The organism is Duganella callida (genome assembly GCF_004614165.1).
Classification (GTDB): Bacteria; Pseudomonadota; Gammaproteobacteria; order Burkholderiales; family Burkholderiaceae_D; genus Rugamonas; species Rugamonas callida.
This window is the reverse complement of the sequence record NZ_SPVG01000170.1, coordinates 1-18,828: the sequence shown is the minus strand read 5'-3', so window position 1 is coordinate 18,828 and position 18,828 is coordinate 1. Positions and strand designations below refer to the sequence as shown.

The 18,828-nt window shown below is 66.2% G+C and carries 16 protein-coding genes and 1 pseudogene; 10 read left to right on the top strand and 7 right to left on the bottom strand.

Annotated elements, in window-relative coordinates; genetic code table 11:
- Positions 1-886, bottom strand: a pseudogene (locus E4L98_RS16580) (hypothetical protein); the annotation flags it as partial.
- 105 nt (positions 887-991) lie between these two features.
- Between E4L98_RS16580 and E4L98_RS16575 the strand changes: the two are divergent.
- The 10 genes from E4L98_RS16575 to E4L98_RS16530 all read left to right on the top strand — a co-directional run bounded on the left by E4L98_RS16575 (position 992) and on the right by E4L98_RS16530 (position 11,633).
- Complete coding sequence (locus E4L98_RS16575; protein ID WP_229257418.1) at positions 992-1,726, top strand: S1 family peptidase; 735 nt, start codon at positions 992-994, stop codon at positions 1,724-1,726.
- A 195-nt stretch (positions 1,727-1,921) separates the two neighbouring features.
- Entirely contained in the window at positions 1,922-2,491 is a 570-nt protein-coding gene (locus E4L98_RS16570; protein WP_135202660.1) for an XrtA/PEP-CTERM system exopolysaccharide export protein, read from the top strand.
- A gap of 165 nt (positions 2,492-2,656) precedes the next feature.
- Positions 2,657-3,238 carry a hypothetical protein gene (locus E4L98_RS16565; protein WP_135202657.1) on the top strand — a complete coding sequence of 194 codons (582 nt, stop codon included), beginning with the start codon at positions 2,657-2,659 and terminating at the stop codon, positions 3,236-3,238.
- Positions 3,235-3,516 carry an HPr-rel-A system PqqD family peptide chaperone gene (locus E4L98_RS16560; protein WP_135202656.1) on the top strand — a complete coding sequence of 94 codons (282 nt, stop codon included), beginning with the start codon at positions 3,235-3,237 and terminating at the stop codon, positions 3,514-3,516. Before E4L98_RS16565 ends, E4L98_RS16560 begins: the two co-directional genes overlap by 4 nt.
- Positions 3,510-4,424, top strand: a complete 915-nt coding sequence (locus E4L98_RS16555; RefSeq protein ID WP_135202655.1) for an HprK-related kinase A — start codon at positions 3,510-3,512, stop codon at positions 4,422-4,424. The genes E4L98_RS16560 and E4L98_RS16555 overlap by 7 nt, the downstream gene beginning before the upstream one ends.
- Positions 4,421-5,512, top strand: coding sequence for a nucleotidyltransferase domain-containing protein (locus tag E4L98_RS16550; RefSeq protein ID WP_205746753.1), 1,092 nt, complete (start codon positions 4,421-4,423; stop codon positions 5,510-5,512). Before E4L98_RS16555 ends, E4L98_RS16550 begins: the two co-directional genes overlap by 4 nt.
- A gap of 51 nt (positions 5,513-5,563) precedes the next feature.
- The gene (locus E4L98_RS16545) at positions 5,564-6,325 is read left to right on the top strand and encodes a GAF domain-containing protein (RefSeq protein ID WP_135202654.1); all 762 of its coding nucleotides are present in this window, start codon (positions 5,564-5,566) and stop codon (positions 6,323-6,325) included.
- Between the two features lie 108 nt (positions 6,326-6,433).
- Positions 6,434-9,211, top strand: coding sequence for an XrtA/PEP-CTERM system TPR-repeat protein PrsT (prsT, locus tag E4L98_RS16540; RefSeq protein WP_135202653.1), 2,778 nt, complete (start codon positions 6,434-6,436; stop codon positions 9,209-9,211).
- 73 nt (positions 9,212-9,284) lie between these two features.
- Positions 9,285-10,496 (top strand): glycosyltransferase, encoded by a 1,212-nt coding sequence (locus E4L98_RS16535; protein WP_135202652.1) that lies wholly within the window; start codon positions 9,285-9,287, stop codon positions 10,494-10,496.
- A 204-nt stretch (positions 10,497-10,700) separates the two neighbouring features.
- On the top strand, positions 10,701-11,633 hold the full coding sequence (locus E4L98_RS16530) for a PEP-CTERM sorting domain-containing protein (RefSeq protein WP_167761353.1): 933 nt from the start codon (positions 10,701-10,703) through the stop codon (positions 11,631-11,633).
- 50 nt (positions 11,634-11,683) lie between these two features.
- Here the strand turns inward: E4L98_RS16530 and E4L98_RS16525 are convergent, their stop codons facing one another.
- The 6 genes from E4L98_RS16525 to E4L98_RS16500 all read right to left on the bottom strand — a co-directional run.
- Positions 11,684-12,472: an SDR family NAD(P)-dependent oxidoreductase gene (locus E4L98_RS16525; RefSeq protein WP_135202650.1), complete on the bottom strand. Its 789-nt coding sequence runs from the start codon at positions 12,470-12,472 to the stop codon at positions 11,684-11,686.
- Positions 12,469-14,106, bottom strand: coding sequence for a GMC oxidoreductase (locus tag E4L98_RS31075; protein WP_135202649.1), 1,638 nt, complete (start codon positions 14,104-14,106; stop codon positions 12,469-12,471). The genes E4L98_RS16525 and E4L98_RS31075 overlap by 4 nt, the downstream gene beginning before the upstream one ends.
- Before the next feature lie 12 nt (positions 14,107-14,118).
- On the bottom strand, positions 14,119-15,192 hold the full coding sequence (locus E4L98_RS16515; RefSeq protein WP_135202648.1) for a nitroreductase family protein: 1,074 nt from the start codon (positions 15,190-15,192) through the stop codon (positions 14,119-14,121).
- Positions 15,189-16,064 carry a ThiF family adenylyltransferase gene (locus E4L98_RS16510; protein WP_135202647.1) on the bottom strand — a complete coding sequence of 292 codons (876 nt, stop codon included), beginning with the start codon at positions 16,062-16,064 and terminating at the stop codon, positions 15,189-15,191. Before E4L98_RS16510 ends, E4L98_RS16515 begins: the two co-directional genes overlap by 4 nt.
- Before the next feature lie 3 nt (positions 16,065-16,067).
- Positions 16,068-16,682, bottom strand: a complete 615-nt coding sequence (locus E4L98_RS16505; protein WP_229257417.1) for an N-acyl amino acid synthase FeeM domain-containing protein — start codon at positions 16,680-16,682, stop codon at positions 16,068-16,070.
- A 471-nt stretch (positions 16,683-17,153) separates the two neighbouring features.
- Positions 17,154-18,828 (bottom strand): asparagine synthetase B family protein (locus E4L98_RS16500; RefSeq protein WP_135202645.1); only part of this gene is annotated, 1,675 nt, incomplete at its 5' end.

Genomic DNA, 18,828 nt, shown 5'->3' with positions numbered 1-18,828 from the left:
CAGGCCCGGGATTGCGCGCCGCCATCGCACCGCGCCGCGGCTTGAGCCCGAGCCCCGCCGCCACCACCGCCAGACCGACGGCGGCCGCCAGGTAGCCGCCGCGCGCATAGCAGACCACCAGGGCATAACAGCCGAGCAAACACATCAGCACGCCGGCGAGCCGGCGCCAGCCGCGCATGGTCAACGCCCACCAGGCCGCGAACGGCAGGCTCATGGCGAACCACGCTTCGATGCAGGCGCCGCCCACGTGCATGCCGGTGAACAGGCCGACCACGCGATAGCCGCTGCTGAAATTGAGCAGGCCGGGAAACGTGGCGCGCTCCCACAGCACCGCCAGCGTGGCCGTCACCAGCCCCAGGCTCATGCCCAGCGCAAAGCGACGGCGCGCGGCGTCCGCATCGTGTTGCAGCTCCTCCGCCAACGCCGGCCACAGCATTAATGCCCACAGCAATCCCTTGGCCAGACGCAGGCCGTTATACGCGCTGTAATAATTGTTGAAGGAATTCGGTCCCGGCACGGGCAACGGCCAGCAGCCGATGATCAGGGAGCTGGCGGTGGTCAGTGCCACCAGCCCCAGCGCCAGCGCCGGCCAGCGCCCCAGCCTGGCGGCCGGCCGCGCCGGGCCCAAGGCCTGCGCCAGCACGGTGGCCGCCAACAGGCAATCGAATTCGTCCAGGTACAGGCGCCCGCTCCACTGGGCGCCGTCCAGTACGGGCAGCAGCGCCAGCACGCCCGGCAGCCAGGCTTGCGGCCAGCGCCGCAACAGCAGCAGCCACGCCAGCAAGCCGGTCGACAGCCAGCCGGCGCCGAGCGGATAACCGGCGATGGCGGCGGCCAGCAAGAGGGCGCAGGGCAAGGCGGCGCAGCGTTGAGGGCGTAGCGTCACGGAGTCCGATGAAAGTTGAGCGCGGCGCTATGCGCCGCGAATGGGAAATGGTACTTTATCAAAATGTTATGCCTAAAACACATCTTACTACGGTCCACTTGCGTTTTGCTATGCCTGCTGGCCCCGTCTCCCGTCAGCGCCGGGCTAGTCGACACCATTCCCGCCGTCAAACCGTCGGTGGTCGGTGTCGGTACCTACCTGCGCACGCGCAGCCCGGCGATCAATTTCACCGGCACCGGTTTCGTCACCGGCGACGGCCTGAGTGTGATCACCAACGCCCACGTGGTGCCGCAGGCGCTGGATAGCGAGCACATGGAAACACTGGGCATCGTGCTCGGTAGCGCTGACGCCGTCGAGTTCCGGCCGGCCACGGTGGAAGCCATCGACCGCGAGCACGATCTTGCCCATCTGCGCCTGCGCGGCACGCCGTTGCCGGCGCTGAAACTGGGCGATTCGGACAGCGTGCGCGAAGGCCAGTCGCTGGCCTTCACCGGTTTTCCGCTGGGCATGGTGCTGGGCCTGCACCGCGCCACCCATCGCGCCACGCTGGCGGCCATCACCCCCATCCTGATGCCGACGCTGAATTCGCGCAAGCTCGATGCGCGCCTGATCAACCGCCTGCAAAAACCGCCGTTTGCCATCTTCCAGCTGGACGGCACCGCTTATCCGGGCAACAGCGGCAGTCCTGTGTATGATCCCGACAACGGCCTGGTCTACGGCGTGATCAACATGGTGCTGGTCAAGGGCCTGAAGGAAAACGCCATCACCAACCCCAGCGGCATCACCTATGCCATCCCCGCCAACTACATCCGTGAACTGCTACAACAAAAGACCCCGTAACAACTATTTTCTTGCCAATATGATGTATTGTTGAGGCAAGTCATGGTATAAAATAAGCATGTCAAAATGGAAAATACCATATGACAAGTCCACGCCGAATGATAAGAACCCGCTCCAGAGGATATCCAGGTGAATTCCGTGCACAAAACTATCGTGAAATGGCTGGGCCATGCTGTTATAGCCCTGTCGGCGCTGATGCTGGGCGGTTGCGCCAGCAGTAATCCCACGCCATCGGCGCCGCTGGCATCCGGCGGCGACACGCCCGATTACCTGATCGGCCCGGGCGACTCGGTCAACATCATCGTCTGGCGCAATCCCGAAGTCTCGATGACGGTGCCGGTGCGGCCGGACGGCAAGATCACCACGCCGCTGGTCGAAGACCTGGCCGCCAGCGGCAAGACATCGACCCAGCTGGCGCGCGATATCGAAAAAGAGCTGGCCAAGTACATCCAGCAACCGGTGGTGACGGTGATCGTCACCAGCTTTGTCGGCACGTATGGCGAGCAGATCCGCGTGATCGGCCAGGCCGCGCGTCCGCAGGCGTTGCCGTACCGGCGCGACATGTCGCTGATGGACGTGCTGATCGCGGTCGGCGGCGTCACCGAGTTCGCCTCCGGCAACAAGGCCAGCATCATCCGCACGGTCAACGGCCAGCAGCAGAAACTGCCGGTGCGCTTGAACGACCTGATCAAGGATGGCGACATTTCCGCCAACATGCTGATGCGCCCGGGCGATGTGCTGGTGATCCCGGAAAGCTTCTTCTGATCCGGCGGCGACCGACTGTCGGAAATTTTTACAGTGTCAGCCGGTTTCTTCGAGCGAAAGCCGGACGATTGCCGCAAGGCCTTGATTTTAAAGCTGGCAGCGAGCGCGGCACGGCGTGGGAACGGAAATTGCTCTGTCAAAGGCATGCATTTTGAGGGTATCGACGTGACTATCCAACAACCAGATCAAGACCAGGCCGCAAGCTCCGCCGGCGCCAGTCCCGCACTGTCGGACAAGGGCGCGGCGCGGCGCCGCTTCGCCAAGTCCGGTGCGGCAGTCACCGGCGTGCTGCTGACCGTCACCAGCCGTCCGGGCATGGCGTGCGACATCTGCACCACGCCGTCGGGCTATGCCTCGGCCAATCTGAAAAGCACGCACGCGACCAAGCCGGTGGTGTGCGCCGGCCGCTCGCCGGGCTACTGGAAAAACGCCAGCGCCTGGCCCAAGGGCTGCAAGACCACCAATACCTACGGCACCGTGTTCAGCTGCAACAGCGTCAACACCAGCTACCGCAATTGCAAGATGGGCACCATCCTGTCGCCGCAGTCCTTCGACCGCTACAACGTCGGCATGCACTTGACCGCCGCCTACCTGAACGTCCAGGCCGGCATCACCAGCTACCTGACCATCGGCATGCTGCAGGCGATCTGGAACGAATACCAGAGCAAGGGCTATTACACGCCCACCTACGGCAAGAAGTGGTACGGCGCCGATATCGTGGCTTACCTGCAAGGTACGATGTATTGAACAATTCCGTGTGGCGGCTGATGCCTGGCCAGACCCTGCGGCACCGGGGCTGGGACGATGAATACGTACTCTACAACGCGCTGTCGGGCGATACCCATTTGCTGAATCCGGCCGCCATGCATCTGCTGTTGCAACTGCAGCGGGCGCCTGCCGCCGAGAGCGCCTTGGCCGCTGCCCTGTCGGCCGCATTCGACTTCGACGACGGCCACGAGCCGGCCGCCGAGACTGCCGCCCTGCTGCTACAGCTGAGCAAGCTGGCGCTGGTCGAGCCATGCTGACACTGTCTTCCCTGAGCCGCGCCCAGCTCGGCGCGCAGCTGGCCGGCGATGGCGTCTGGCTGCGCACCGGCCGCTTTGTCGCCCATCTGCAGGCGCCCGTGCCCAGCGTGGCCGACGCCCTGCACCTGCTGTACGCCGACTATCCGCTGCTGGACGCCGGCAGCTTCGCCGATTTCCATCTGCGCCTGGAGCGGCCGAAGGGCTGGCGGCGCTGGTTCCGCCCGCAAATCAACCTGGTCTACGACGGCCACGCCGAATTCGTGCCGATGCCGTACTCGCACGCCTTTCCCATGTTCGAGTGGGGGCTGAACTGGTGCGTCTCCAGCCGCGCCAACCGCTATCTGATGATCCATGCGGCGGTGATCGAAAGGGACGGTTGCGCGGCCATCCTGCCGGCGCCGCCGGGCTCCGGCAAGAGCACGCTGACCGCCGCGCTGGTGCACCACGGCTGGCGCCTGCTGTCGGACGAACTGACGCTGATCCAGCCGGAAGACGGCCACGTGCTGCCCTGCCCCCGTCCCATCAGCCTGAAGAACGGCTCGATCGACCTGATGCGCGATTATCTGCCGCACGCCGCCATGAGCCGGCCGGTGCTGAACACCGAAAAAGGCACGGTGGCGCACCTGAAGGCGCCCACCGACAGCGTGCGCCGCGCGCACCAGAGCGCGCGGCCGGCGTGGATCGTGTTCCCCAGGTGGCAGGCGGGCGTGGCGCCGCAGCTGACGCCGGTGCCGCGCGCGCGCTGCTTCATCGAGCTGGCGGAAAACGCCTTCAACTACGACTTGATGGCGGCGCGCGGCTTCGACACCATGGCGCGCGTGATCGACGCCGCCCAGGGCTATCACTTCACCTACAGCCGGCTGGACGATGCGCTCGATGTGTTCGCCAGCCTGCCGCGCCCGCTGTGACGCCGCCCCCGCTGATCCTGCAGGCCTACCGCCAGCCCCAGCGCCTGGCCGACTGGAGCGCGGCTGACTGGGACTTGCTGCTGCGCCAGAGCGTGGCCGCGTATTTGCTGGCCGGCCTGCTGGCGCTGGTCGAGGAACACGGCCTGCTGGCGCGCCTGCCGGACCAGGTGCGCGAACACCTGGAATGGGCGCGCACCCTGGCCGAACGCCACCAGCAGGGCGTGCGCTACGAGGTGGCCATGATCACCCGCGCGCTGGCCGGCTGCGAGCTGCCGCTGATCCTGCTCAAGGGCGCGGCCTACACCATGGCCGGGCTGCCGGCGGCGCGCGGCCGCCTGTATTCCGATGTCGACATCCTGGTGCCGGCCGCCAGCCTGCCGGACGTGGAGGCGGCGCTGATGATGCACGGCTGGGCCGCCACCCACCACGACGCCTACGACCAGCGCTACTACCGTGTCTGGATGCATGAATTGCCGCCCATGCGTCACGTGCTGCGCAATGCCGTGATCGACGTGCACCACGCCATCCTGCCGCTGACCGCGCGCGTCCGCCCCGACCCCGACAAGCTGCGCGCCGCCGCCGCGCCGATCGCCGGCGCCGAGGGCCTGTACACGCTGGCGCCGGCCGACCTGGTGCTGCACAGCGCCGTGCACCTGTTTTACGACGGCGAATTCGACCACGGCCTGCGCGACCTGGTCGACATCCACCGCCTGCTGCTGCATTTCGGCGCCGACCCGGCGTTCTGGCCGGCGTTGACGGCGCGCGCCGCCGAGCTGCAACTGGCCAGGCCGCTGTTCTACGCCCTGCGCTACTGCGCGCAACTGCTGCACACCCCGGTGCCGGCCGATGCCGTGCGGGCGGCGGCCGGCGCCGCGCCGGGACCGTTGCTGCTGGGCCTGATGGACTTCCTGTTTCACCGCGCCCTGCTGCCCGTGCACGCCAGCTGCAACGACCGCTGGAGCGCGCCGGCGCGCTTCTGTCTCTACTTGCGCGGCAACTGGCTGCGCATGCCGCCGCCGCTGCTGGCGCGCCACCTGTTCCACAAGGCATTCCTGTCGCCGAAGGAAGCGAAAAAACAGCGGGAATAAACCGACAATATTGTTATGATAGGCGTCCGATCGCCAGCCACCGGAGAGGCCATGAACGAAGACAATCTTCTGATCAAGCTGCACGATTTGTCGCAGTTCCTGGCCGCCGGCAATCTCACCGACAGCCTGCAGCAGCAGGTCGAGATGACCGCCGAACTGCTCGCTGCCGAAACCTGCTCGGTCATGCTGATCACCAGCGGCGACGGCGAAGACCTGCGCATGAGCATGGCCGCGCACGTGGGGCCGCTGCCGCCGGCCGCGTGGACCGCCACCGTCGGCCGCGGCGAGGGCATCGCCGGCCACGTGCTGGATCACGGCCGCTCGCTGCTGGTCGAAGACATCATGAATTCACAGTTCGCCGCGCTGGCGCGCCGCGCCGACGACCCGCGCCGCAGCCTGATGCTGGCGCCGGTGCGCATCGACGCCAAGATCGTCGGCCTGCTCAACGTCAGCGCCAGCGAGGCCAAGCAGCGCTTCAACCTCATCGACCTGCACATGCTGGACATGATCGCGCTGTTCATCGGCAAATCGATCCAGGTGCTGCAATTGCAGGCGATCCTGAATTCGCGCTTCACCCAGCTGGCGCTGATGCAGGAGGTGCAGGACAAGGTGGCCGGGTCGATCGCGTCCACCGCCTACCAGAACCCCGACCAGGTGGCCAAGCTCCTGGCCAAGTCGCTGTACAAGGAAATGGCGCGCGCCGGTTTCGGCTCGGCGCAGATCATTGCGGCGGCGTCCGAGATCATCACCCAGCTCAACAACAACCTGCAGCGCCACAGCGAGCGCGCCGCGCGCCACGAGCAGCACGCCTGAGCGCGATGGCTGCGCATCGCGCATTTACAACAGCGGTAAAAAGTGTAAAAAAGAACACGTTATTAAGGTATTATTAACATCCGTAGCCGCTTTGCTCAAGGAACGATCATGTCGCAACGAGTCACTCGCCGGGCCGCCCGCACCGCCGTCTTCATTTATTCCCTCGTGTTGGCGGCCGGACTGACCGGTTGCGGCAAGACCGAGACCAGCGCCTCGCTGCTGGCCGACGCCAAACAGTATCTGCAAAAGGGCGACAACAAGGCCGCGCTGATCCAGCTGAAAAACGCCGCCAGCAAGAGTCCGGACGACGCCGAAATCCGCTACCGTCTGGCCAGCCTCCACAACAAACTCGGCGACGGCCCCTCGGCCGAAAAGGAAATCCGCAAGGCCATCAGTCTCGGCTACGACCAGCAGGCCACCGCGCCCGAGCTGGTGAAGGCGCTGTCGGCGCAGGGCCAGTTCCAGAAGGCGCTGGACGAGAGCGCGGCGGCACTGACCCGGCCCACGCCGGGCTTGCTGGTGGCGCGCGGCGACGCCTTCTTCGCCCTCAACCAGCCGGACCAGGCGCTGGCCGCGTACCGGCAGGCGCTGGCGGCGCAGGCCGGCTCGGCCGGCGGTCTGATCGGCCTGGCGCGCCACGCGGTGATCAACAACGATCTGTCCGGCGCGATGGCGTACCTGGAACAGGCGCAGCAGGCCAATCCCCAAGACCCCGACGTCTGGTACTACAAGGGCACGGTGCTGGCATACCAGGGCAAGCGCCAGGATGCGGTGGCGGCTTACGCGCAGGTGCTGGCGCTGCAGCCCGACAACGTGCGCGCCATGGTCGAGCGCGCCCATCTGCACATCGACGCCGGCGATTTCGCCGCCGCCAAGGTGGATGTCGACGCCGCGCGCAAGATCGCGCCGTCGGCGGTGCTGGTGATGTACACGCAGGCCCTGCTCGACTTCAAGCAGGGCCGGTATTCGGCGGCGCGCGATTCGCTGCAAAAAGTGCTGCGCGTGGCGCCCGAGCACATGCTGTCGATCCTGCTGTCGGGCGCGGTCGAAATGAACCTGGGGGCGCTGGCGCAGGCCGAACAGCACCTGCGCAAATACCTCGAGCAGAATCCCGACAATGCCTATGCGCGCAAGCTGCTGGCGCAGACGCTGTTGAAGGCGTCGCAGCCGGCCGAGGCGGAAGCCGCGCTGGCGCCGCTGCTCAAGCAGCCGGGCAAGGACGCCGACCTGCTGGCGCTGGCCGGCCAGTCGTCGATGCAGGGCCAGGAATTCCGCAAGGCTGCCGGCTATTTCGCCGACGCCAGCAAGCTACAGCCGGACTCGGCGGCACTGCACACCTCGCTCGGTCTGTCCAAGGTCAGCGCCGGCGATATGCAGGGCATAGCCGATCTCGAGGCCGGCGCCGCGCTGGCGCCGAAATCGACCCACGCCACGCTGGCGCTGGTGCAGGCGGAGATGAACCTCAAGCACTACGACAAGGCGCTGGCCGCGCTGCAAGCCTTCGACCAGCGCCAGCCCGGCAATCCGGAAATCTTCAACGCCAGGGGCGCGATCTACCAGGCCCGCGGCGATCTGGCCCAGGCGCGCGGCAATTACGCCTCGGCCATCGCGGCCAAGGGCGATTACTTCACGGCGGCACTGAACCTGGCCCAGCTGGAAATGCGCGCCGAGCAACCCGAGGCCGCCAAGAAAGTCCTGACCGCCTACCTGCAGCGTAACCCCAAGGCGCGCAACGCCATGCAGGCGCTGGCGGAAATCGCCATGGCGCAGAAACAGCCGGAGCAGGCCACGCGGTGGCTGGAGCAAGCTTATGCGGTCGATGAGCTGGCGGTGCCGCCGGCATTGGCGCTGGGCGCACACTATCTGGCCATCAAACAGCCGCAAAAAGCGCTGGGGCTGGCGCGCAAACTGCAGGCCGCCAACAGCGCCGACCCGGCCGTGATCGATCTGCTGGGCCAGGCCCAGTTGGCCAACAACGACGCCGCCGCGGCGCTGGAAAGCTACAGCCAGCTGGTCAAGGCGCTGCCGAAATCGGCCGAGGCGCAGCTGCGCCTGGCGCGCGTGCACATGCTGCTGAAGAACGACGACGCCGCCACGGAAGACCTCAAGCGCGCCACCGCGCTGCAACCGGACTGGATGCCGGCGCGCATGGCCCAGGCCGAGTTCTTCCTGTCGCGCGGCAAGATCAACGACGCCCTCGCCGCCGCGCGCCAGATGCAGCGCATCGCACCCAGGCTGCCGGCCGGCTACACCGTGGAAGGCGATATCCAGGCCGGCGCCAAACATCCGGAACTGGCGCTGCCGGCCTACGAAAAAGCCTACGCGCTGGACAAGCAACCCCAGCATCTGATCCGCGTCGCCAACGTCCTCAAGTTCATGGGCAAGACGCGCGACGCGGAAACCCGGCTGCAGCAATGGCACCAGGGCAATCCGGCCGATCCGGTGGTGGCGCTGTACCTCGCCGAGCACTACATCAACGCCCGGCAATACCCGCCGGCCGCCGACGTGCTGCGCGACATGCTCAAGGTGAATCCGAAGAATCCGGTGGCATTGAACAACCTGGCCTGGGTCTATCAGCAGACCAGGGATGCGCGCGCGCTGGCCACCGCCGAACAGGCGGCTCAGCTCTCGCCCAACAACCCGTCGGTGATGGACACCCTGGGCTGGCTGCTGCTGGAACAGGGCGACCACGCGCGCGCGCTGGCGCTGCTGCAGAAGGCGGTCGGCGGCGCGCCGCAGGCGCCGGAACTGCGCTATCACCTGGCGGTGGCGCTCAGCAAGTCGGGCGACAAGCCGGGCGCACGCAAGGAACTGGAAAAAGTGCTGGCCGCGAACAGCGCCTTCCCACAGGCCGACGAAGCGCGCTCGCTGCTCAAGTCGCTCTGAGGAGTGGACGCCGGGGCGGTGCGCGGACAAGTGTCGGATTTCTTTACACTGGAAAAATCGCCGCCCTACCATCATGCAAACACAAAAGATTCTTTTTTACGCCGAGGCGGTCACGCTGGCCCACGTGGCCAGACTGCTGGCGCTGGCGCAAACCATGGACCGCGGCCGCTACGCGCTGCACTTCGCCTGCGCCGACGGCTACGAATTCTGCTTCCGCGACACCGATTACACGCGCTGGCGCGTGGACAGCATCTCCAGCCAGCAATTCCTGGGCGCGCTGGCGGCGGGTCAACCGGTCTACGATGAGGCCACACTGAGCCGCTACGTCGAAGCCGACCGCCAGTTGCTGGCGCAAGTGCGGCCGGATGTGGTGGTCGGCGATTTCCGCCTGTCGCTGTCGGTCAGCGCGCGTCTGGCCCAGGTGCCGTACATCGCCCTCAGCAATGCTTACTGGAGCCCGTACGTCGACGTCCGCTATACCGTGCCCAGCCTGCCGATGACCAGGGTTCTGCCGATCGCGCTGGCCGATCCGCTGTTCCGGCTGGCGCAGCCGCTGGCATTCGCGTTGCACGCCCGGCCGCTGAACCGCGTGCGCCGCAAGTACGGCCTGCCCTCGCTGGGACCGGACCTGCGCCGCATCTACACCGACGCCGACCACACCGCCTACATGGACGTGCCGGAACTGTTCCCGGCGCACGACCTGCCCGCGCACCACTCCTATCTGGGCCCGGTGATGTGGGCGCCGCCGATCGCGCCGCCGGACTGGTGGACCACGCTGCCGGACGAGCGCGCAACGGTCTACGTCACGCTGGGTAGCTCGGGCCAGGGCCGGCTGCTGCCGCTGGTGCTGGACGCGCTGGCGCCACTGCCGGTGCAGGTGCTGGCCGCCACCGCTGGCAACATCCGCCTCGATCACGTGCCGGACAACGCCCGCGTGGCCGATTATCTGCCGGGCGACGCCGCCGCACGCCGGGCGGCGCTGGTGATCTGCAATGGCGGCAGTCCCACCAGCCAGCAGGCGCTGGCCGCCGGCGTGCCGGTGCTGGGCATCGCCGGCAATCTCGACCAGTTCCTCAACATGCAGGCGCTGGTGCGCGCGGGCGCGGGCCGGCTGCTACGCGCCGACCGGCTGAGCGCCGCCGCCGTGCAGGCGGCCGCCACCGCCATGCTGGACCAACCGCCGTACGCGCGCGCGGCGCAGGAAATTGCCGGCGTCTTCGCGCAGACGGCGCCCGGCCTGAGCCTGGAACGCCTGATTGGCCAGCTGGCCCGTCCGCCGCGCTGACAGCGGAAAATGCGGGTGTCGGAAATCTTTACACTGTCACCGATTGCGACACGCGACAACAGCCAAAAATTTCGCTAAGTGATTGAATTCAAACGACATTGAATAATGTGGCATGCTTATTGCTCAAACATGGTAAGCCCACTGCTAGGGGCCCAAAATTCTCAAGAAATGCTTAGACCTGCGATACCATTTTTGGAGCCAGTAATGAAAACAATGCGTAAATTAAAGTCCATAGCACTGGCATTGGGCTTGGCCAGCCTCAGCACCGCGGCATTCGCTGACGCCAGCAACACGTTCAATCTGAAGGATGGCGGCGGCAACACCTATGTGTCGGGCGCAACCAGCCTGGACTGGAACGCCCAGGGTTCGGGTGTGGCCATCGGTGTCGGCCCGTTCAGCGACAATTCGCTGCTGCCGGTCGGCGCCAGCTTCCAGTTCCTGTACCAGGCCAACCTGGTGACGGTCGGTGGCGGCGTCGCCAACAGTTCCTTCACCAACCTCGATGCCACCTCGAACGGCGGCAAGGACGCCGGCAAAACCTTCGAATTCACCATCGTGGCCAGCTTCACCGAGACCGTGACGGCGTCCAACTTCGTCGGCAGCAACCCGTCGGCCGTGTTCGGCCTGGGCGGCAGCACCGCCACCAACAAGGTGGCGATCTACTACGACAGCAAAGCCAACGCCAACACCGGCGACGGCACCGGCTTCGACGACGGCAAGCTGGTGGCGATGTTCTCGATCGTTCCGGACGGCACCGATTCGTCGTTCATGGGCCTGAACGGCCGCGGCACCGGCCTGGGCTCGACCCACCTGCACGCCGAACTGGTGGAATCGGGCGACTTCGTCGACGCCGCCTATCTGGAAGGCATCCAGGACCTGATCTTCGGCCTGGACTTCCAGTCCAACCTGAACTACCCGGCCGGCACCTCGGACACCTCGGCCTTCCACGCCAGCGCCGCCGACAGCGGTCCCGACCTGTTCGGTACCTACAATGTCGATCACTCGCGCGACATCGTGTTCAAGGTCGACGGCGACAGCACCACCACCCGCCTGCCGGAACCTGGCAGCACCCTGCTGGTGGGCCTGGGCCTGCTGGGCATTGCCGGCGTGACCCGCCGCCGCAAGAGCAAAGGCTGATTGACCTCGGCGCCAAACGAAAAACCCTGCGGTGCGCCGCAGGGTTTTTGTCATTCCGGCGGCCGGAACATGCCGGCCACCTTGCGGATCACCACCGATGGCGGCGCCAGCGCGCCGAACATGCGCTGCAGCAGCGTGCCCCTGGCGCTGACCACCACCGGCAAGCCCTTGTCCAGACCGGCCAGCGACGCCTTCACCGCCACCGCCGCCGGATCGCGCTTGGTCAGGGCACTCTCGTAGGCGCCGGCCTTTTCATCGAATTCGCTGACCGTGGGCCCCGGCACCAGCGTCTGCACCAGGATGCCGCGGCCGGCCCATTCGCCATGCAGCGCCTGGCTGAACTGGTGGACAAACGACTTGCTGGCCGCATACACGCCCATGTACGGCACCGGCTGGTACACGGCCGGCGAGGACACGTTGATCACGGCGCTGCTGGCGAACGATTCCAGGTCCGGCAGGAAGGCGTAGCACATCACCACCGGCGCCACCATGTTCACCACCATGATTTCCTGGTATTGCGTGGCCGAACCATGCTCGAAGCGGCCCCAGCGCCCCACCCCGGCGATATTGCACAGCAGCCGGATGCGGATGCCCTGCTGCGCCAGCGTCGCCCTGAGCTCGTCCACGGCGCCGGTCCGGGCCAGATCCTTGTCGAGCGCCAGCACCTGGGTCTGGCCGGTGCGCAGGCGCCCGGCCAGCGCATCCAGCCGTTCCTTGCGGCGCGCCACCAGCACCACGTGCATGCCGGCCTGCACCAGCTGCCGCGCATATTCCTCGCCGATGCCGGACGATGCCCCCGTCACCAGCGCCCAATCGCCCTTGGCGTCCGCGATTTTCATGTCCGCTGTCTCCCTAGTAAATGGTCGGCCACGCGCAGCGCGTTGGCGGCGATGGTCAGGCTCGGATTGGTGCCGCCGCTGGATGGAAAGAACGAACTGTCCACCACGTACAGGTTGGCCAGCCCGTGCGCGCGGTTGTTGGCGTCCAGCACGCTGCTGCGCGGGTCGTGGCCGAAGCGGCAGGTGCCGCACGCATGGGCGATGCGCTGGTTGTTGTCGGCCTGCTTGAGCACCTGGTATGGATACGGGCGCAGGCTCTGTTTGATCAACTGGCGGAACGCGGCGATGCGCTGCTGGTCGTGCGGCCGGGTGCGGTAGCGCAGTTGCAGCCGCGCGCCGTCGTCCGGCGACAGTGTCACGCAATTATCGGCGTAAGGCAGGTCTTCCAGCGTGCTGGCCAGGATCAGGTGCTGGTCGACCAGCTTGCCCAGGAAACGCTGCACCAGCGGCCGCACCAGCGCGAACAGCGGCGCCAGCCACGGCGCCGGGCCCTGGCGCAGATCGTCGGCCAGCGAGGCGGCCAATACCGGCGCCGGCGGCAGCCGGCCGAACGATTGTACCGAGCCCAGCTTCTGACCATCGACCTGATAAAAATCGTTGAAGGCGAATTCCTTCTGGCGATTGTCGAACGGCGGCCGCAGTTTCGGCCGGATCAGGTACAGATCGATGTGGTGCCGCATCAGGTTCTTGCCGACCAGACCGGAATCGTTGGCCAGCCCGGCCGGCCAGTGCGCCGACGCCGAGCGCAGCAACAGGCGCGGCGATTCCAGCGCGCCGGCGGCCAGGATCACCTGTCTGCCGCGCAACCGGATTTCCCGCCCGCGCCAATTGCAGACCACGCCGCTGACCGCGCTGCGGTCGGCCTCCAGCCGCAGCACCTCGCATTCATCGAGCAGCAGCGCGCCGTGCTGGCGCAGCGCCGGCCGCAGGCAGATGCGGTTGGCGTCGTTCTTGCACTCGCGCGCGCACAGATAACCCTGGCAGCCGCTGCAGCCCTCGACAAACTCGCAGGCCAGCGGCAGCCGGTACGGATGCAATTGCTGCCGCTGGAAGAATTCGAACAGCTCGGCCGATGCCGGCGTCAGCGGCGGCGCTGGCATCAGATGCGCCCGGCCCTCGGTCGGACGCAGCGTGTCGGCGCTGCCGCGCAGACGGAACAGGATCTCGGCCTGCTCGTAATATGGCGTCATGGCCTGGTACGACACCGGCCAGGCGTCCGGCAGCGTGCAATCGGCCGGCGCCTGCGGAAACGCCTGGCGTGGCGCGAAATCGGCCGGAAAGAACCGCTCCAGCGCCATGCCGTACAGCGCGGTCGAGCCGCCGTTGCCGGAGCCGATGAAGGGAATGAAACTGCTGCCGCGCGCGCCGGAGCGGTCGGCAATCTGCTCCGGATAGCGGCCGGCCCGCTGTAGCACGGCGCGGTGTTCGGGCGCCGGCGCCAGCGGTTCGGGAAACGCTGTTTCCGGATACGCGCCGCGCAAGGCCTGCGCCTGCTCGTCGCTGGAGCGGCCTTTTTCGCAGAACAGCACGCGCTGCCCGGCACGCGCCAGCGCATGGCCGAGCACGGCGCCGCCCATGCCGGTGCCGATGACGATGGCGTCCCATTCCTGTTCCAGCTCGGACAGTGTGGCCATGGCTGTGCCGGATCAGCGGCCCGACGCCGCGCGCATCAGACGCGGCAGGGCCTTGCGCAACGAACGCGCACGCGCCGCCGGGCCCGCGCCCAGCCGTCCCATGAACACCGGCGCGCCGCCGGTGCCGATCACGCGCTGCAATTCTTCCCGCAATGATGCGGCCAGCGCCAGCAGCTTGTCGTCGCGCGAGAAACGGACGCCGTTGCTGACGTAGCGCGCGAAAATCAGCGGCGTCATCTCCGGCTGCATGCTCAGGCCCAGCGCCGTCAGCGTCAGCCAGAAACGTTGCACGGCGCGGCCGGCGGCCACGTAGTCGTCGATACCCTGCGGCGCACGGTGCGCGCGAATGACGAAGTGGGCGGCACAGGCCAGGCCCGGAATCAGGTCCATCTGCAAACGCGGCGCCGACGTGCCGAGCACGGCGTTGAGGCGTTCCAGCCGGCGCCAGCTCCGCATGCCCCAGCGCATCAGACGCAGCGTCATCGCATCCACGCCCAGCGCCTGGTCCGGCACCTTGTCTTCGCTGAACTGCGCGTCCCACTCGATGATGTCGCGGTGCACCTCGTAGGCTTCCGGCATGGTCAGGCGCAGGCCGGCGTTGCGGTACATCAGGCGCGCGGCCTTGAGCCGGTTGCCGAAGCCTTCCAGCCACTGCACCTGGTAGTCGCCGCCGACGCAGTCTTGCAGCGCCTGTTTTTCGGCGGCGGTCAACGGCCGCGTGCTCATGGCGCGGCGCTGCACACTGCGGGTTTCGATCGCGCCCAGCAGCGGATCGGCGCGCACGGCGGGATCGGCATGGAAGCGCACTGCGAACACCGGTGCCTGTTCCGGGCTGTCGGCCACGCGCTCGGTTTCCGCGCGCCAGCCCTGGGCGCTGGCGGCGATGTGCATGGTTTCCAGCATGGCGCCGAAGGCGATCTGGCTCGGTCGGCCATCGAGGTCGTACACCACGTGGTCGCGCGTGTCCTGGCAATGGACGCGCACCTGCATGTCGTCGACAATCTCGAAGCGCCACGGTTGCGTGTTGTCGCCGCTGGGCGCCCAGCGGGTCAGGTTCAGCACCTGCTGCAGCTGGTCGGCGCTCATGATGCGTTCAGCGCCTTGCCGAGCACCTGGCGGCCGATCACGATCGCCAGCCGCTGCAGCGGGTTGCTGTTGCCGCCGGGGCGCCAGGTGCGCACCAGCTTGTCGCGGTAGGCGTCGTACTGCATGCCGTGCGGCGCCGCCAGCACCTTGCCGCGCTTGAGCAGGATCTTGACGGCCTGGGTGCCGACCACGCCGGCGCATAACTGGCACGCCATGATGGTCGAGGGGCCGCGCTTTTCCTTCAGGTTGACGGCGTTCTGCACCACCAGGTAGGGCCGGTGCAGCCCGGCCGGCGCCAGGCCCACCAGGAAGCGCAAGGCTTTCTCCAGCTCGGGCTTGTCGCCCCACTGGAAATATTCCTCGAACGTCATCTGCCCCGGCATGAAGTTCAGCAGCGCCGTCCCCATGCCCAGCGGCGCCGCAGTGGTGGCCGGAATCGACCGCGCGGCGCACATGGCAAACACCTGCTGGCGGGCATCGAAGGCGAAGAAGTCCAGCGCATCCACATACAAATCGACGCCGTCGAGAAACGCCGTCATGTTGCCGGCGTTGATGCCTTCGGGGAAGGTCGTGATCTCGGCCTCGGGATTGATGTCCCTCACCATGCGCGCGATCACGTCCACCTTGGGCTGGTCCAGCGTCGACATCATCGCGCCGACCTGGCGGTTGAAGTTGGGGATGTCAAAGGTGTCGAAATCGGCCAAATGAAACTTGCCGATGCCGAGCCGCGCCAGCGTCACCGCGTGCACCCCGCCGACACCGCCGCCGCCGGCGATCGCCACCCGTTTGCCGCGCAACGCCGCCTGTTCCGCCTCGCTCACCCAGCCTATATTGCGCGAGAACGCTGTTTGGTAGGAAAAGGGCTGGCTCATTGATCAGGTATTGTTTTTTATACGGTTAATCAGACCGGTTTCCTCGCGCGGCGAGAAGAACAAGTTATAGAACGAGCGCTCGGCCGTGGCGCCGGTGCCTTTGCCGCCATGCTGCTGTATCTGTTCGGTCACGTAATCCAGTTCCACGCACAGCAGATAGGCCGGCGCGTTCACGCGCGGATTCATCTTCGCTTCGCCGATGCGCTGAAAGCCGAGCATGCGCTCGTAAAAGCGCCGGTGACGCGGATTGACTTCGATGAAAATGTGGGTGCACTGATAGATGTCGCGCACGTGTATCACCGACAGGTGGAACAGCGACGCCATCGAGGCCTGCGACGGTCCGGCCAGATCGAACGCCAGCTTGGTCATCTCGCACACGCGCGCGCCCTGGGCGCGGTATCGGTCGATTTCTTCCTTGAAAATTTCGTCGGCCAGGATGCCGGCGGGCGAATCCAGGCCGATGGTCAAGGTGCCGACCACGTCGCCCTTGTCGCTGGCGGTGAGGGTAATGCGATTCGGATCGTCAGTCAGCTTATGGGTGCCGGCGTAGCCGCGCCAGGCATACATTTTGTTGATGAGTAGACTGGCCTTGCTGCGGCCCTCCGCCGTATCGATCATACGAATCTTGAAATGTGTTTCATCGGTTATCAAATCCTGCATTTCTGCAGACAACGGATCTTGCGACACAGCATCACGCAGAGTGGCGTCTGCGTAGCCTGCGGGGGTGGAATTTCCGTTCACGATGATTTCTCCTTTACCCTAGCGCTTATTATGTGTTTGCGCGCGGCGAAGGAGAGACCATGGTCAAAGCAACATGCATTTTGATAGGCACGTTAACTGCAGCGATCATATCTCAAACTAACTCAACAGGCGCGCGCAATTGATTCTGCGATTACATCTGAACCGGTGCAGGGTCTCCGCCTGCCTCCGGTTCTCATCTGGTAAACAAGTCCGCTTTTAGCCGCTGTGCGTTGCGGTATAGTACCGGCAGAAAGGCCAAAAGCTTAATAAACATAAGCTATTTGCAAGTTTTTGTACTTTGGAAATCCCATCTTATCGCCGACCAATTTCAGTTGTAACAAAGGAAGCTCAGCCTTGACGATGGCGCTGGAACCACTGCTCCAGCATCATCAATACCCAGACCATGGTGCCGTGATAGCCGGCATGTTCGGCCAGGTGCTGGCCCAGCAGCCGGTCGATGAACTCGGCGCGCACCACGCCGCGTTTTTTCAGGTCGCTCAGGCTGTCGGCGGCCAGTTGCCGCAGGCCCGCGTGCTGTTGCAGCCAGACGCCGAACGGCAGGCCGAAGCCATGCTTTTCCTTGGTGATGATGTCGTCCGGCAGGAACCCGCGCAACGCTTCCTTGAAGAACCAGCGTAACTGCTGGCCGTTGAGTTTCTGCTGCGGCGTCAGGCGCGCCGAGAACGCCACCATCGCGTCGTTAAGGAAGGGAAACGCCACCTCGACGCCGGCCAGTTCGCACGCTTTCATCACCTTGGGCAGGTCGTTGTCGGCCAGCGTGATTTTCAGGTCCAGCGCCAGCATGCGATTGATCAGGCTGGGCGCATCGCTCTGGCTGTAGCTGTGCTGCAGGCCCGCCAGCGGCTGCCCCTGGTCGGCGCCGCGCAGGAAGTCGGCGCTGAACACCTCGGACGCGCCGTAGCGGCCCAGCAGATTATAGGTTTCCAGTCGCGCCGGCATCGCCACCGATGCCTGCTCGATGTAGCTGCGCGCCTTGCGCACCACCTTGACGTAGCTGCCACCCGGGAAGCCGAACACGGCCGGTTCAAGCAAGCCCTTGCGCAGCAGCGACGGCACTTTTTCATACAGCGCGAACACGCTTTGTTTGGCGTAGCGCTCGTTGCCGCCGAACAGCTCATCGCCGCCGTCGCCGCCCAGCATGCGCGTGACGCCATCGGCGCGCGCCAGCCGGGCGCAATAATATGACGGCACCGCCGAGGCGTTGCCGAACGGCTGGTCGAACACCGCGGCGATCTGCGGGATCGCCGCCACCACGTCGTCCGGCGTCACATAATATTCGTGGTGGGCGGTGCCGAAATGGCGCGAAGCCAGGCGCGCGTACGCCATTTCGTCGTAGCCCTGGGCCTCGAAGCCGATCGAATAGGTCTGCGCCGGCGCCGCGCCCACTTCGCACAGGACGCCGGCGATGGTGGAGCTGTCGGTGCCGCCGCTGAGGAAGGAGCCCACCTTCTGCCCGGCGCTGGCGGCGCGCACACTGCTGCGCAGCAGGCCGAGGAACTCTTCCTTGAGCTCGCCCAGGCCGGCCTTGCCGTCTTCCTGGAAACGCATGCGCCAGTAGCTGTGCGTCTCGACACTGCCCTGGCGGTAGCGCAGATACTGGCCCGGCAGCAAGCGCTGCTGTCCGCGGTAGACCGAGCCGGGACTCGGCACCATGTGGAAATAGACATAGTTGAAGATGCCCTGCGCATCGATCTGCGCAGGGGTGCGCGGGTGACGCACGATGGCGTCGGCGCTGGAGCCGAACACCAGCGTCTCGCCGGCCAGCTGCCAGCTCAGCGGATATGTGCCCATGCGGTCCACGGCCAGCAGCGCGCTGCCGTCCGCCTCGTCGAGGATGCACAGCGCGTAGGCGCCGGTCAGCCCGGCGCACAGACGCTCGGGATCGCTGCGCCAGCCGGCCGCCAGCGCCTGCGCCAGCTGTCCGCCCTGCTCCGCACCCAGTTGCGCGTCGCCCCACAGCGCGACGATCAGGCCGCCCTGGCGCAGCATGTGGCTGCGGCCT

Coding starts and splice junctions, on each gene's coding strand:
- E4L98_RS16515 (WP_135202648.1), bottom strand. CDS start 15,192: ATGAGCGCCGACCAGCTGCAGCAGGTGCTGAACCTGACCCGCTGGGCG.
- E4L98_RS16570 (WP_135202660.1), top strand. CDS start 1,922: ATGCTGGGCGGTTGCGCCAGCAGTAATCCCACGCCATCGGCGCCGCTG.
- E4L98_RS16555 (WP_135202655.1), top strand. CDS start 3,510: ATGCTGACACTGTCTTCCCTGAGCCGCGCCCAGCTCGGCGCGCAGCTG.
- E4L98_RS16545 (WP_135202654.1), top strand. CDS start 5,564: ATGAACGAAGACAATCTTCTGATCAAGCTGCACGATTTGTCGCAGTTC.
- E4L98_RS16530 (WP_167761353.1), top strand. CDS start 10,701: ATGAAAACAATGCGTAAATTAAAGTCCATAGCACTGGCATTGGGCTTG.
- E4L98_RS31075 (WP_135202649.1), bottom strand. CDS start 14,106: ATGGCCACACTGTCCGAGCTGGAACAGGAATGGGACGCCATCGTCATC.
- E4L98_RS16505 (WP_229257417.1), bottom strand. CDS start 16,682: ATGATCGATACGGCGGAGGGCCGCAGCAAGGCCAGTCTACTCATCAAC.
- E4L98_RS16510 (WP_135202647.1), bottom strand. CDS start 16,064: ATGAGCCAGCCCTTTTCCTACCAAACAGCGTTCTCGCGCAATATAGGC.
- prsT (WP_135202653.1), top strand. CDS start 6,434: ATGTCGCAACGAGTCACTCGCCGGGCCGCCCGCACCGCCGTCTTCATT.
- E4L98_RS16525 (WP_135202650.1), bottom strand. CDS start 12,472: ATGAAAATCGCGGACGCCAAGGGCGATTGGGCGCTGGTGACGGGGGCA.
- E4L98_RS16535 (WP_135202652.1), top strand. CDS start 9,285: ATGCAAACACAAAAGATTCTTTTTTACGCCGAGGCGGTCACGCTGGCC.